At 71.5% G+C, this 13,025-nt stretch carries 11 protein-coding genes and 1 pseudogene; 6 read left to right on the top strand and 6 right to left on the bottom strand.

Annotated elements, in window-relative coordinates; all coding sequences use genetic code 11:
- Positions 1-18: 18 nt before the first annotated feature.
- A complete protein-coding gene (locus AC060L_RS32355; protein WP_483799146.1) occupies positions 19-870 on the bottom strand; it encodes an IS5 family transposase in 852 nt (283 codons plus the stop codon).
- Between the two features lie 47 nt (positions 871-917).
- Positions 918-1,949 (bottom strand): DUF2786 domain-containing protein, encoded by a 1,032-nt coding sequence (locus AC060L_RS32360; protein ID WP_483799145.1) that lies wholly within the window; start codon positions 1,947-1,949, stop codon positions 918-920.
- Positions 1,950-2,784: 835 nt separating this feature from the next.
- Here AC060L_RS32360 and AC060L_RS32365 point away from each other — a divergent pair.
- Positions 2,785-3,519, top strand: a complete 735-nt coding sequence (locus AC060L_RS32365) for a GntR family transcriptional regulator (RefSeq protein ID WP_483802591.1) — start codon at positions 2,785-2,787, stop codon at positions 3,517-3,519.
- 27 nt (positions 3,520-3,546) lie between these two features.
- On the opposite strand, the gene tmpA is transcribed toward AC060L_RS32365, so the two are convergent.
- Together tmpA and AC060L_RS32375 are read right to left on the bottom strand one after the other, a co-directional pair.
- Positions 3,547-5,172, bottom strand: coding sequence for a 2-trimethylaminoethylphosphonate dioxygenase (tmpA, locus tag AC060L_RS32370; RefSeq protein WP_483802544.1), 1,626 nt, complete (start codon positions 5,170-5,172; stop codon positions 3,547-3,549).
- Positions 5,173-5,341: 169 nt separating this feature from the next.
- The gene (locus AC060L_RS32375) at positions 5,342-6,289 is read right to left on the bottom strand and encodes an NADP-dependent oxidoreductase (RefSeq protein ID WP_483802545.1); all 948 of its coding nucleotides are present in this window, start codon (positions 6,287-6,289) and stop codon (positions 5,342-5,344) included.
- A gap of 312 nt (positions 6,290-6,601) precedes the next feature.
- Between AC060L_RS32375 and AC060L_RS32380 the strand changes: the two genes are divergently transcribed.
- The 4 genes and pseudogenes from AC060L_RS32380 to AC060L_RS32395 form a co-directional block, all read left to right on the top strand.
- Positions 6,602-7,693 carry an amidohydrolase family protein gene (locus AC060L_RS32380; RefSeq protein WP_483802546.1) on the top strand — a complete coding sequence of 364 codons (1,092 nt, stop codon included), beginning with the start codon at positions 6,602-6,604 and terminating at the stop codon, positions 7,691-7,693.
- Between the two features lie 62 nt (positions 7,694-7,755).
- Positions 7,756-8,433 carry a uracil-DNA glycosylase gene (locus AC060L_RS32385; RefSeq protein ID WP_483802547.1) on the top strand — a complete coding sequence of 226 codons (678 nt, stop codon included), beginning with the start codon at positions 7,756-7,758 and terminating at the stop codon, positions 8,431-8,433.
- 355 nt (positions 8,434-8,788) lie between these two features.
- Complete coding sequence (locus AC060L_RS32390) at positions 8,789-9,364, top strand: FHA domain-containing protein (RefSeq protein WP_483802548.1); 576 nt, start codon at positions 8,789-8,791, stop codon at positions 9,362-9,364.
- A gap of 77 nt (positions 9,365-9,441) precedes the next feature.
- Positions 9,442-9,660, top strand: a pseudogene (locus AC060L_RS32395) (uracil-DNA glycosylase); the annotation flags it as partial.
- 36 nt (positions 9,661-9,696) lie between these two features.
- On the opposite strand, the gene AC060L_RS32400 reads toward AC060L_RS32395, so the two are convergent.
- Both AC060L_RS32400 and AC060L_RS32405 read right to left on the bottom strand, forming a co-directional pair.
- Positions 9,697-10,014, bottom strand: coding sequence for a hypothetical protein (locus tag AC060L_RS32400; RefSeq protein WP_483802549.1), 318 nt, complete (start codon positions 10,012-10,014; stop codon positions 9,697-9,699).
- On the bottom strand, positions 9,993-11,345 hold the full coding sequence (locus AC060L_RS32405) for a HEAT repeat domain-containing protein (protein WP_483802550.1): 1,353 nt from the start codon (positions 11,343-11,345) through the stop codon (positions 9,993-9,995). The genes AC060L_RS32400 and AC060L_RS32405 overlap by 22 nt, the downstream gene beginning before the upstream one ends.
- Before the next feature lie 1,009 nt (positions 11,346-12,354).
- Here AC060L_RS32405 and AC060L_RS32410 point away from each other — a divergent pair.
- On the top strand, positions 12,355-12,933 hold the full coding sequence (locus tag AC060L_RS32410) for a sigma-70 family RNA polymerase sigma factor (RefSeq protein WP_483802551.1): 579 nt from the start codon (positions 12,355-12,357) through the stop codon (positions 12,931-12,933).
- Positions 12,934-13,025 lie beyond the last annotated feature (92 nt).

Consider the following 13,025-nt stretch of genomic DNA (forward strand, 5'->3'; position numbering starts at 1 on the left):
AGAGCGTCCGCCAGTAGGTCATCGGATGCGGGGGCTGTGGGGGCGTGTGTCCCAGCGGTGGGTGAACCATGCTCGTCGTATCAGGCTGCGGATGGTGACGATGGCCGTAGCCAGGGCGATGTAGAACTCGACGCACGCCCGGCGGCGCTCGGTGCAGCGGCGGAGCTTGCCGAAGTTGTTCAGCCACGAGTTCGTTCTCTCCACCACCCAGCGGCCGTCCGCCTGGATCGGGGTCTGCTGGCCGCGTTTGGCGATCCGCGGAGCGATCTGGCGTTCTGTCAGGTCCTCGTAGACGATGCGGTAGTCGTATCCGGCGTCCAGGCTGAGGCTGGGGTGCTCGGGCAGCGGGCCGAGTTCCTTGCCAAGGTCGCGGTACTGGTCGAGGGTCGTCGGAAGGAGCGTGTGGTCGCGGATGTTGGCCGGGGCCGGGTGAGTGACCAGCGGGATGCCGTAGGCCTCGGTCAACTGCGAGCGTTTGACGCCTTGTTTGGCACGGTCAACCGGGCTCCTGCCGGCGCATTCGCCTCCGGACGGTGCCTTGGTCTGGCAGCCGTCGGCAGCCAGATGCTCCAGCTCCAAGCCGACCATGCGGTCGTAAGCGGCCAGAGCCGCCAGGCGCAGGACCTCGCCCATCCCCAGGGCGATCCAGTGGTCCCGGCGGCGTCGGATCGTGGTGGCTGAGCAGGCCTGGTCCGCCACGCGCTCGTAGCCCATGCCGGACACCAGGACCAGGATGAGCCTGTCGAAGACCAGCGCGTCGGGGATGCGCGGGTTGTGGCAGCCCAGCGGGTGGTCGTCCCGGTGTTCCGGCAGCAGCGCGAGGAACTCCTTGCGCAGCGGATCCAGGATGCAGGCAGGAACGACAGGCACGAGCCCTCCCCGAACACGCGGACGTCACAGCGCCGCGCCCGGGCGGTTCAGCGCAGCGCGCCGGCCCTGGTGTGCAGTTCGGCCCGGTCGGCGGCGGCCGTGCCGTGGGCCCACCCCTCGCGGTCGTTGGCGTATGCCGAACCGTGACTGTACGACAGCTCGCCGAACAGCTCGTCCACCTGGTCGTCCACGGCTTCGGCCCGCGAGGCCAGCACCGGCAGCAGCCCTGCCGTCCGGCCGACTTTTCCGGCCGCCTTCACCGCCTGCTCGGCGACCCGCCCGAGCCGCTCCTCGATCCTGGCGGCGTAGGCCACCAGGAACGACTGCCTGAAGGACCGGGTGCGCGAGCTACCGTCCCCACGCTTGCGCGCGCCCGCCGCCTGCAGCGCCGCCTGGGCCTGGACCAGCAGCGAGGTGAACAGCAACTCGACCGCCTCCACATCGGAGGCGAAGCCGACCACCGTGGAGAACCCCAGGTTCCTCGACCACACCGTGCGACAGCGGTTCGCCTCCGCCACCGCCTGCAGCAGCACCACCTTCGGCTCCTCATACGGGGCATCCACCGCCACCCGCACCCCGCCCGGCGTCTGCCGCTCACCCCGCTCCACCGCCAGCAGCGCCATGTCGATGCTGTGCTGGGACATCAACTGCTGCGCCTTGGCCGTCAGCGCTTCCGCCTCCTCGGGGAAAGAGGTCGACTCGGCCTTCGCGAGCAGTGCCCGAATCTTGCCCAGCAGCGAAGACTCCACCCCGCCGGCCTCGACCATCCCAGCGCTGCCGGTCTCACAGGGCACCGGCATCAGCCGCGGCACCTCGGGAAGCCGGCTCAGCAGTTCGAACAGTTCAACGACGGCCCGTCCCAGCACCACCGGATCGCTCTTCTCCCGCGCGGCCGCACCGTCGACGTAGGCGTCGTCGTCACCCCACCACGCCGTAGCCGATGCCTCCGCAAGCTGCTCGGCCCAGCGATTGGGCAACCGCCTCGCCGGATACTCGCGGTGCTCCGCGGCGACCAGATCGGCGGCGATCCGCGCGTGCCGCACGGCCAGCTCCCGGCGTGCGACACGCACCACATCCATTGGCTGCCAGCCACGGTGCCACAGATCGTGCACCACCACTCCACCCACCTGGAGCACCGCACGGCCGATACCGCGCCGGGCGAACAGCGCAGCGGCTCGCTCAAGCGCCGCTGCGCGACGCCCGGCGTCTCCAGCCGGCACAGCACACAACCGTGCCATCGCCTCATCCAGGAGATCCGCGACAGTCCGCGCACCACCCGGCCGAGGAACGGGCCCGCCACTACCCAGGCAGAACGGATCACCGCACTCGCAGGAAGCGAACCCGAAAGCCGCCCCTTGCCCCGCCCCGCTCCGCCCTCTCGCGTCCCGCTGCTTCTTCTTGGCCCGCCGACGCTCCTGGTTGCGCTTACCCAACCCAGTTCCCCAAGCCCTCTATCGCTGTCCCACTGCCGATACCGAGCGTAGCGGCAAACCGGAGCACACCACCTGCCGACAACGGAACAGAGCACCAGCGCGAGCGATCACCGGACCTACTGGCGGACGCTCTAAGTACGCCGGATCCCGGTGACCAGGAGGTGAACGGGTGACCTAGAACGGGGGTCGTCTGCGGGAACGGTCGAGTCCGCTTGGTTTAAAACCGCTCATGTGGTGCGCGAACGGCTCGGCCCGAGCGGATAAGGTCGGGGAGTCCTCGGCCGGAACCGCACGCAGGACACCGACTTGGGAGGGACCGGTGGGACGCATCTTGACGGAGCACGACGCCCAGCAGGGCTCCGGGAACACGGCTGGGGGCGCGCCGGGGAACGCGCCCGAGGGCGCAGCCGAGCACGTCGAGCGGACGGCTGCCGCCGGCGCCGCGCAGGAGTTCACCGATCCGCATGGCGCGGGCGGTGCGCTGTACCGCCGGGTCGCCGCCGACCTGCGCGAGGCGATCAACACCGGCGCGTACGGCGAGGCCGGCCGGCTGCCCGCCGAAGGGGCGCTCGCCGAGCGGTACGGCGTCTCCCGCGGCACCGTGCGCCAGGCGCTCGCCGTGCTGCGCGCCGACGGTCTGGTCACCTCGCGCCGCGGCACCCGCCGGGTGGTGCTCGGCAACGCCCGGGTGCAGAGCTTCTCCGAGCTGCTCAGCTTCACCCACTGGGCCCGCTCGATGGGGGAGGAGCCGGGCGGCCGGCTGGAGTCGCTGATCCGCCGCCCGGCGGACGCCGCCGAGCGCGAGCATCTGCGCCTGGAGCCCGGCGCCGAGGTCTATGTGACGCTGCGCCTGCGCACGCTCTCCGGCACCCCGGTGATGGTGGAGCGGACCGTCTACCCGCCGCACGTCGGCGTGGTGGTGGCCCAGCTGCCGGCCGACGTGGTCTCGCACACCGAGCACCTGCGCGAGCACGGGATCCTCTTCACCGACGCCGACCACACCATCGACGTGGTCACCGCGAACGCCGAGGACGCGAAGCTGCTCGGCTGCCGGCGCGGCGCCCCGCTGCTGCGCGAGCGCCGCCGGACGACCGACCCCACCGGGCGCCCGGTGGAGTGGTCGCAGGACCGCTACCTGCCTGGAACGGTCGCCTTCAGCGTACACAACTCCCTTGCCACGTCAGCTCTTTCGCGTCACGCGCGGGAGAGTGACTGACGCGCCGACCGGCTCGGCGCCGGCCGCTCAGTGGCTGCCCAGCAGGGCGGCGAGCAGCGGTCGGAAGTGCCCGAACGACGGCGTCTGGGCGTCGGCCGTCTTGGCCTGGTCGTCCCAGTGCCGGACCGCCACCGCGTCCTCGGCGCCGGGCCGGGCGGCGAACGCGGCCGCCTGGCCGGCGTCCATCGGGCCGCCCTGCACCTGCAGGGTGAACTCCGAGGCCGGCGACAGTCCCGCGCGGTACTCGGGCTCGACCGCGCACAGGTAGCGCTTGGCGGCGACGTGCAGCCGGATCGGCTCGGTGACCGCCGGGCCGAACCACTGGCCCAGCCAGTCGGCGCCGGTGTGGCTGTGCCGGTTGTCCTGCCCCTCCATCAACTCCTGCCCGCTGACCGGACCATGGCTGTGCTCTTTGAAGAGGTGGCCGACATCGTGCAGCAGCGCGGCCGCCACCAAGTGGTCCGGCGCACCGGCCTGTTGGGCCAGGTGTGCGGCCTGCAGCATGTGCTCGGCCTGGGTGACGGCCTCGCCGAGGTACTCGCCGGCCCCCTCCACCTCGAACAGCTGCTGGAGCGTGTCGAGCACCTCGGTGCGCCGGTCGAGCACCGCGAGCGTCGAGGAGAGCGAGTCCAGGTCCGCGTAGCAGCCCTGGAGGTGACGCCTGCCGTCCTGCTCGAAGGCGGTCCTGGCGTGCAGCAGGCGGACGTTGTCGAAGATCAGGCAGTCGCCCGGGCCGAGCCGGAACTCCAGCTGGAGCTCGGGGCGCAGCGTGATCGCGGCGAACTTGCGGTAGGCGGCGTAGAACGCGTCGAGTTCGGCGGCCGGCAGCCGCAGCGTGCCGATCGAGCGGTTGTTGAAGCGCACCTCGCGGATCCGGCCGAGCGGGTCGGTCTCGATCAGCGGCCGGTCGGCGTGCAGCTCGGTGTCCCGGTCGCGGAACGTGAACGGGACCAGCGTGCGGGTCAGCACCGCGAAGTCCGCGGGCGCCTCGGTGCGCAGCAGCTCGGCCGCCTTGAAGCCGTCCACCAGGCCGGAGTCGCCGCCGACGGCCGCGTTCTCCAGGCAGTGCAGCAGCTGCAGCGTCGGCACCGGGTCGCGGTACGGGTTGTCCGAGTGCGGGGTGATCGCGACGCTGGTGAAGGCCAGGTTGTTCGGGTCGGGCTCGACCCGGACGTCGAACAGCTCGCCGTAGTTGGTCACCCGGACGTAGCCGAAGGTCTCGGCCACCGCGAGCACCTGCCGCTCGACGGCCGGCACCTCGCGCAGCACCGCGAAGCCGAGCCGCTGCACGGCGCGCAGCACGGCGGCCTGCTCGGCCGGGTCGGCGAGGTACTCGCTCCACCGCGCCTCGGGGATCCCGGCGGCGAAGTCGGCGGCGCGCCACAGGCGCTTGCCCTGCTCGGTGCGGCGGTCGTCCTGGTGCTCGGCGGTCAGCCAGTCGAGCGGGAACCGGGAGCGGTGGCCGTCCGACCAGAGCACCTCCAGCTGCTGTTCGTGCTCGGTGCTCGCGGCGATCGACAGCTCGTCGGGCAGGTCGGTGATCTGGAACAGCTTCTGCCCGGTCCGCGGGTCGCGGCACTCGGTGCAGGGGCAGTTGTCGCGCAGCCAGTACACGGACAAGGGAGTGGGGCGGGGCGGGGTGGCGTGGGGCATGGCGGGGCCCTTCGGGGAGGCGGGGAGCCGATCAAGTTGGCTATACAACTTGGCTCCGGGAAGGACCCTGCCGAAGGGTGGTGACCGGTATGGGGCGGCCAGGTTTCGGGTACGCGAACAGCAGGCCACGGCGGTGTGCCGGGACCCGTGCGTCGGTCTGTGGTGTCTGTCAGCTCGCGTCGAGCACCAGGCGGCCGCGGACGTGCCCGAGTTCGCCGAGCCGGTGCGCGGCGGCGGCCTCGGCGAGCGGGAAGACCCGCTCGACCGCGATCTCCAGCCGCCCCTCGGTGAGCATCCGGGCGATCTCGGCGAGCGCCGCGCGGTCCGGGCCGACGTACGTGTAGCCGACCCGCAGTCCGCGCCGCTGCACCGCCTCCTCCTGGCCGGCCTGCTGGTCCTTGAGCGTGACGATGATCCCGCCCGGCCGCAGCGTGTCGAGCAGCTCGAAGAAGTCCGCCCCGCCGCGCGGGTCGACCACCACATCGACGTCCTTGACGGCCTCGGCCACCCGCTCCCGGGTGTAGTCGATGACCTGGTCGGCGCCGAGCGAGCGGACGAAGTCGTGGTGGCCCGGCGAGGCGGTGCCGATCACCTCGGCCCCCGCGGCCTTCGCCAGCTGCACCGCCACGTGACCCACCCCGCCCGCCGCGCCGCTGATCAGCACCCGCTGGCCGGCGTCCAGTTGGGCGTGCCGGACCAGCGTCTGCCAGGCGGTCAGCGCGACCATCGGTGCGCCGGCTGCAGCCAGGTGGTCCAGCCGGGCCGGCTTGCGGGCCAGTTCGGCCGCCGGGACGACGGTGTACTCGGCGTACGCGCGGGCCAGCGCCGGGAACCGGGGCATGCCGAACACCTCGTCGCCGACCGCCAGCGCGCCGACCGCCAGTGTGCTCACTCCGGGGCCGACCGCAGCCACGGTGCCGGAGAGGTCCCAGCCGAGCACCGCGGGGAAGACCGCGACCCCGATGCCCTCGCCGGCCCGGGTCAGCCAGTCGATCGCGTTGACCCCGGCGGCCCGCACCCGGACCAGTACCTCGCCGGCTCCGGGTGTCGGGGTCGGCAGTTCGGCCTCGCGCAGCACCTCGGGTCCGCCGAAGCCGTCCAGGACCATGGCGCGCATCGAAAGCCTCTCAACTCGACTCGTGGGTTCACCACACCCAGGTCTGTATACCCCCCTATAAACGGCCGCGCCCGGACCCGACGGACCGGGGGCGTGGTCCCGTCGGGTCCGGGTTGCGGGCTCACCGGCGGCGACGGCGCACGGCGCATCGGAGGGCGGTGAGCTGGCTCAGGGGCGGACCGTGGTGCTGGGGTGTGTCTCGGGTGGGTTCGGATGCGAGTCAATCATGGTTGTCATTTTGGGTCAATCAATCTGTCAAGATCCATTCGGGGCCCGGGTTCGGTGCTCGGGGGCTGGCAGTAGAGTGCGGGCATGACGGAAGGCGCAGTGCTGCACATCACCGGCCGGGTGCTGGTCGGTCCGGACGAGGTCCGCGACGAACTCTGGGTCGTGGACGGGCGGGTGAGCTACGAGCGGCCGGCCGGCGCCCGCGACGTCCGCAGCCTCACCGGCTGGGTGCTGCCCGGTCTGGTGGACGCGCACTGCCACGTCGGCCTGGACGCGCACGGCGCGGTGGACGAGGCGACCAGCGAGAAGCAGGCGCTCACCGACCGCGACGCCGGCACGCTGCTGATCCGCGACGCCGGCTCGGCCGCCGACACCCGCTGGATCGACGACCGCGAGGATCTGCCGAAGATCATCCGGGCCGGCCGGCACATCGCCCGCACCCGCCGCTACCTGCGCAACTACGCGCACGAGATCGAGCCCGGCGACCTGGCCGCGTACGTCACCCAGGAGGCCCGGCGCGGCGACGGCTGGGTCAAGCTGGTCGGCGACTGGATCGACCGCGAGACCGGCGACCTGTCCGCCTGCTGGCCCGCCGACGCCCTGCGCGAGTCGATCGCGGCGGCGCACGCCGAGGGCGCCCGGGTCACCGCGCACTGCTTCGCGGCCGCCTCGCTGCCCGACCTGGTCGCCGCCGGCATCGACTGCGTCGAGCACGCGACCGGCCTGACCGAGGAGTTGATCCCGCTCTTCGCCGAGCGCTCGATCGCCATCGTGCCGACGCTGATCAACATCGCGACCTTCCCGAAGCTCGCCGACGGCGGCGAGGCGAAGTTCCCCGCCTGGGCTGCCCACATGCGCCGCCTGCACGAGCGCCGTTACGACACGGTCGGCGCCGCCCGTGACGCCGGCGTCCCGATCTACGTCGGCACCGACGCGGGCGGCTCGCTCGCCCACGGCCTGGTCGCCGCCGAGGTCGCCGAGCTCGTGAAGGCCGGCCTCCCACCCGTCGAGGCACTCTCGGCCGCCACCTGGGCAGCCCGCAGCTGGCTCGGCCGGGACGGCCTGACCGAGGGCGCCGCCGCCGACCTGGTGCTCTACGAGGAGGACCCGCGCGCCGACGTCCGCGTGCTCGCCGACCCGAAGCTCGTCGTCCTGCGCGGCCGCCCCCTGAGCTGACCCCGGCGGCCGGTGGCCGGCGGCTGCGCAGGGTGTCCGGCTGGGCCGATAGGGTGAGGTGCATGGCACCGCGTCCTCTGCATGAGATCGTCGAACCCGGTTGGGCCAAGGCCCTGGACCCCGTGGCCGGGCGGGTCGCCGCCATGGGCGAGTTCCTGCGCGCCGAGCTGGCCGCCGGGCGGACCTACCTGCCCGCCGGGCCGGACGTGCTGCGCGCGTTCCAGCAGCCGTTCGCGGACGTGCGGGTGCTGATCGTCGGTCAGGATCCGTACCCGACGCCCGGGCACGCGGTCGGGCTCAGCTTCTCGGTGGCGCCGCAGGTCCGGCCGATCCCGGGCAGTCTGATCAACATCTACCGCGAGTACGGCCAGGACCTCGGCTACCCGCCGCCCGGCAACGGCGATCTGACGCCGTGGACCCGGCAGGGCGTGCTGCTGCTGAACCGTGCGCTGACCACCGCGCCCGGCAAGCCGGCCGCGCACCGGGGCAAGGGGTGGGAGGAGGTCACCGAGCAGGCGATCCGGGCGCTGGTCGCCCGCGGCACGCCGATGGTGGCGATCCTCTGGGGACGTGACGCCCGCAACCTGCGGCCGCTGCTCGGTTCGGTGCCCGCCATCGAGTCGGCGCACCCGAGCCCGATGTCGGCGGACCGCGGCTTCTTCGGCTCGCGTCCGTTCAGCCGGGCCAACGAGCTGCTGGCGGGGCAGGGCGCGCAGCCGGTGGACTGGCGTCTCCCGTAACTCTGTAGGTGCCTTCCGTTCGCCGCGAGGGTGATTGCGTCGGCGGCGCTCCGCCCTCGGCTACCGCAGCCCGGTCGACTGTGAAGGACACCACGCCAGCAGCCTCACTACGCTGGACTTGGTTGCACAGCAGGCGAGTGTCTACAAAGCCGGGTAAAGCCGGGTAAAGGGCGAGTTGGCCGACGCCGCCATCGCCGCCGTCCCCTGGAAGAGCGTTCGAGTGAAGAAGTAGCCTGACGTGACCTGGCTCCCGTCCGGGCCGGGCCGGACCTGCTGAGTGGGGGACCTGATGCCGATCTGCCCTCGGAGCCATGAGTCGCAGGCAGGGGACTGGTGCGACTTCTGCGGCTTTCCGATGAACCCGGCGCCCGGCGCCGCGCGCTACGGCACGCCGCTGCCGCCGCAGCAGGCACCGCACCAGCCGGCGTTCCCGGGCGGCGGCTACCCGTCACCCGCCCCCGGGGCCGAGCAGCCGCCGACCTCGTCCCACCTCGCCCCGCCGTCCCAGCCCGAACCGGTGCGGACCACCTGGCTGGCCGTGGTCAGCGCCGACCGCGAGTACTTCGCCGACATGATGGCCCGCAGCGGCCTCGAGGCCTCCGGTGTCTTCTTCCCGCCCTACGTCCCCGAACGCCGCATCCCGCTGACCGGTCGCGGTCGGCTGCGGATCGGCCGCCGCAGCCGGCTCCGGGGCACCGGCCCGGAGATCGACCTCTCCGTCCCCCCGGCGGACCCCGGCGTCTCCCACCAGCACGCCCTACTGGCCGAACAGCCCGACGGCAGCTGGGTCCTGGTCGACCAGGAGTCCGCCAGCGGCACCACCATCAACGGCGGTGCCGACCCGATCACACCGCACACCGCGATCCCGCTGAACGACGGCGACCGAATCCACATCGGCGCGTGGACCACCATCACCCTGCACCGCTCGTAGGAGCGGACCGTGGTCGGCGATCGCCTCGGTGAGCGAGGGGCCAAGGATGTACTCGGTGGCGAGCCAGGGCAGTTCGGCGTGCCCTGGCGGCCCGTGGTGGCCCGCTGGTGGCGATCCTGTGGGGTCGGGACGCGCGCAACCTGCGCCCGCTGCTCGGCCAGGTGCCGGCCGTCGAGTCGGCGCACCCGAGCCCGATGTCGGCGGACCGCGGGTTCTTCGGGTCCCGACCCTTCAGCCGGGCCAACGACCTGCTGGTCAGGCAGGAAAGCCAACCGGTGGACTGGCGGCTGCCCTGAAGACACGTCCGGGCACGCTCATCAGCCACCGGTGTGTTACCGGACCCCGTCGGGCGGCCCGGGCTGTCCGGAGGCGTCGTCCGCGTCGGTGGCCGGCGTCGCGGCTTCTTCGGCGCGGCGGGCGCGTTGTGCGTCGGCCTGCGCGACCAGGCGCCGGACGGCATCCGCCTGTCGGTCCTCCCTGCCCTGCATCGATCGCCCGATCCGGTGGAACAGTGCTCCGAAGCTCACCACGACGGTTCCCAAGCCGAAATAGCTCTGCTGGCCAAAGCTGTTGTCGAGCTGTGTCGCGTACAGCATCATCCCGGCGCCGATGAGGGCGCCCAGCCATCCTAGGAACTTGAAGAACTCCATGAAACTCCCTCGGTGCGATGTGCTCGGGATGAAGCGGTCGGTGATCCGGGCGGGTCACCTGGACGGGGGCTGCTCGGCGGCCGCTTGAGTCGGCTGGCGCGAACTTCGTTCCGGTCGGAAAGGGAGTTCCGGACCGTGTAGGTGGTGACCTGGAGTTGTCTGGCGAGGGCCTTCACGCCGCGAGGGTCTCCGAGTTCGGCCAGGTTGATCAGTGCGCCGGTGCGGGTCTGCTTGTCCAGGGCCTTGTCGTGCATGAGCGCGTGGAGCAGCTCGATGCCGCGCGGGTCCTCGAGCGCGTCGAGGAGGCAGGCTGCCTCCACCCGGCAGTCGGCCTGGCTGCCGTCGAGGGCGATGCCGTTCAGCAGGTCGGCGCTGCCGGGGTCGCCGAGTTCGGCCAGGGCCCTTGCCGCGCTCACGCGATAGCGGCCGGCGGGGGTGGGGTCCGCGGCGAAGGAGCGGAGCAGCGGGAGGCCGCGAGGGTCGCCGCATTCGACCAGTCCACGGGCTGCCTGCACGCGGTTGCCGACGTTGTGGTCCATGATGACGGCGGCGACGGCCATGATGGCAGCGGGCCAGGGCTCTGCTTTGGCCGTGTGGGCTTCGATCGTGTCCACGACGGTGCTGTGGTAGCCGGGGTCGACGGCGAGGGCGTGGAGCGTGTCGATGCCGCGGGAGTCGCCGAGTTCGGCCAGCGCCTGAGCCGCTCGCGCACGACCGCCCCGGAAGTCGGGGTCGAGGGCGAGGGCGTGGAGCAGATCGAGGCCGCGCGAGTCGCCCTGAACGGCCAGCGCCCGGGCCGTCTGTCCACGGTCGCCGAAGGCGCTGTCGGTGCTCAGGGTGTGGAGTAGGTCGAGGGCACGGGGGTCGCCGAGTTCGGTGAGCGCCTGGGCGAGTGTGGTGCGGTCGTTGTTCCTGAGGGTGCTGTCCAGGGCAAGGGTGTGCAGCAGGTCCGCGCCGCGGGCGTCGTTGCGGCTGGTGAGCCTCCCGGCGAGGCGGAGGCGGTCGGTGCTGTCGAGGGTGCTGTCGAGGGCAAGGGCGTGGAGCAGGTCCGGGCCACGGGGGTCGTCGAGTTCGGTGAGCGCGTCGGCGGCGTTGGCGCGGGCGTCGCTGTCGAGGGTGATCTTGAGGGCGAGGGTGTAGAGCAGGCCGGTACCGCCGGGGACGTCGAGTTCGGCCAGTTCCCTGGCCGCCGACACTCGGCTTGAGCCGGCGACACAGAGGTCGGTGGCGCGTGCGGCGAGCTTTTCGACGGCTCTGCGATGGGCGCGTTCGGGCTGTCGGGTCTTCCATGCAGCGAGATCGGCGAAGGCCCGGCGGACATGACTGATCATCGCTGCGTGCTCCGTTCAGCCATAAGCTGAGATGAGTGGCCTGCTTGTAAGCATTCACGCTGCTGGAATATTGGTCAAGAGTCAGCAGGGCAAGTGAGATGACGAACCATCAGCTTGCGCCACCATGCCGAGCAGTCCCGGCGTCGCCCCGCCGACCAGCACGAGGAACCGTCGAGCGCCCGCAGTCACCACCAGGCACTCAGATCGGCCCGGCGATCCACAGTAGCTCGTCAGCTCAGACTAATGCCGTGCTGCCTTTGTGCACAAGGATGTTGATGAACCGTCAGATATCGGATCGAAGGCAAAATCGTCGGCGTAATCCGCGCGACTCGGGAGCTGCATGCGCGTTCTCTCCTCAGCCGGTTGCCCGGGGGGCGACGTACGCCTCCGTCTTTCCCTGAGGCCGAGATCGGCATGCCTCACTCGCTTTCGCCGGTGGGCCAACGAGGATATTGACTAGGACAGTTCAAGAATTCCGCGGCATCGACTCCGGGTGCACGTTCAGCACGAGGATCCAGTCGAACCGACGAAGGGTCAGATCAACTCGAGCGAGTGAACCACCCAGCGGGTCGGTCCGGCGCCCGTGCTCAGCTTCCCGGTGGCGCTGCAGGTGCGGCCCTCGCATGCCATCGTCCGGAGGCATTGCCGGGAAGACCGGAGGCCGCTGCGGGATGCAGCCGCCCGTTCCAGCCGTCCGCGCGTGCCAGATATCCGCCGGCTGACACATATCCCCAGGTCAGATGGCTCGTCCGAGGGGAGCCGCCGTGTACTGCAACGCTCTGCCCGCACCGACCGGGGGCGGCGTCCCGCTGTTCCTCATCCCTGGCTGACCAACGCCGCCACCGTGCCGCATTCGAGCCGGCCCGCTGCGTACGCATCCCACTCCGCCCGCCGACGGGCCGCCCAAACGCGCTCGGTTGGCGGATGTTCCCTTCTTTCCGTCCTTGCAAACTTCGATTTGTCGGCCTGCCCGGCGCAGCTGTCCGTCATCGAACTCGCAAGGATGCTCATGAGAACGCTCATTCCGAGCGGGCCGACTCCGGTGAACGACGCCCCGACCGGCCGGGCCCGGATGTCCGAGGTCCAGTTCCGCGGGCTGAGCGCCATGCACCGCACCGCGATCCTGTCCTACCTCGCCAAGCGCACCTTCGGGGATCCGCAGCTGGCCGAGGACCTCACGCAGGAGACCTTCCTACGGGCGCTGCACCATCCCGAGATCCTCTCCGCCGACCACCGGTCGGCACTGCCGTGGCTCTACCGGGTGGCCAGGAACCTGCTCATCGATCACCTGCGCTCACTCAGGCACAGGCCTGCCGAGGTCGGCTCCGACGACCTCGGCGCGCTCTTCGACGAGAGCGCGGACGCGAACGGGATCGACCTGCTCCTGACGAGCTGGTCGGTTCGCTCGGCGCTGGCGTCCCTGAGCGATCGGCATCGCGCCGTGGTCACCCAGATCTACTTCGAGGACCATTCCATCAGCGCCGCCGCCGAGATCCTCGGCGTGCCCCCCGGCACCGTCAAATCCCGGTGCCACTACGCGCTCCGCTCGCTCCGGTCGACCCTGCGAGAGCACCAGCCGGTCAAGTAGCCGACGCGATGCGCCCGGTGTCACCGGACATCGGGGACATCCGAGGTCGCGACAACAACTCCGCCTGCCCGCAGTTGCTTTCGGCTGCCATC

The organism is Kitasatospora sp. NEAU-69 (assembly GCF_057158765.1).

Coding starts and splice junctions, on each gene's coding strand:
- AC060L_RS32405 (WP_483802550.1), bottom strand. CDS start 11,345: ATGATCAGTCATGTCCGCCGGGCCTTCGCCGATCTCGCTGCATGGAAG.
- tmpA (WP_483802544.1), bottom strand. CDS start 5,172: ATGCCCCACGCCACCCCGCCCCGCCCCACTCCCTTGTCCGTGTACTGG.
- AC060L_RS32385 (WP_483802547.1), top strand. CDS start 7,756: ATGGCACCGCGTCCTCTGCATGAGATCGTCGAACCCGGTTGGGCCAAG.
- AC060L_RS32400 (WP_483802549.1), bottom strand. CDS start 10,014: ATGGAGTTCTTCAAGTTCCTAGGATGGCTGGGCGCCCTCATCGGCGCC.
- AC060L_RS32390 (WP_483802548.1), top strand. CDS start 8,789: ATGAACCCGGCGCCCGGCGCCGCGCGCTACGGCACGCCGCTGCCGCCG.
- AC060L_RS32360 (WP_483799145.1), bottom strand. CDS start 1,949: ATGGATGTGGTGCGTGTCGCACGCCGGGAGCTGGCCGTGCGGCACGCG.
- AC060L_RS32410 (WP_483802551.1), top strand. CDS start 12,355: ATGAGAACGCTCATTCCGAGCGGGCCGACTCCGGTGAACGACGCCCCG.
- AC060L_RS32375 (WP_483802545.1), bottom strand. CDS start 6,289: ATGCGCGCCATGGTCCTGGACGGCTTCGGCGGACCCGAGGTGCTGCGC.
- AC060L_RS32380 (WP_483802546.1), top strand. CDS start 6,602: ATGACGGAAGGCGCAGTGCTGCACATCACCGGCCGGGTGCTGGTCGGT.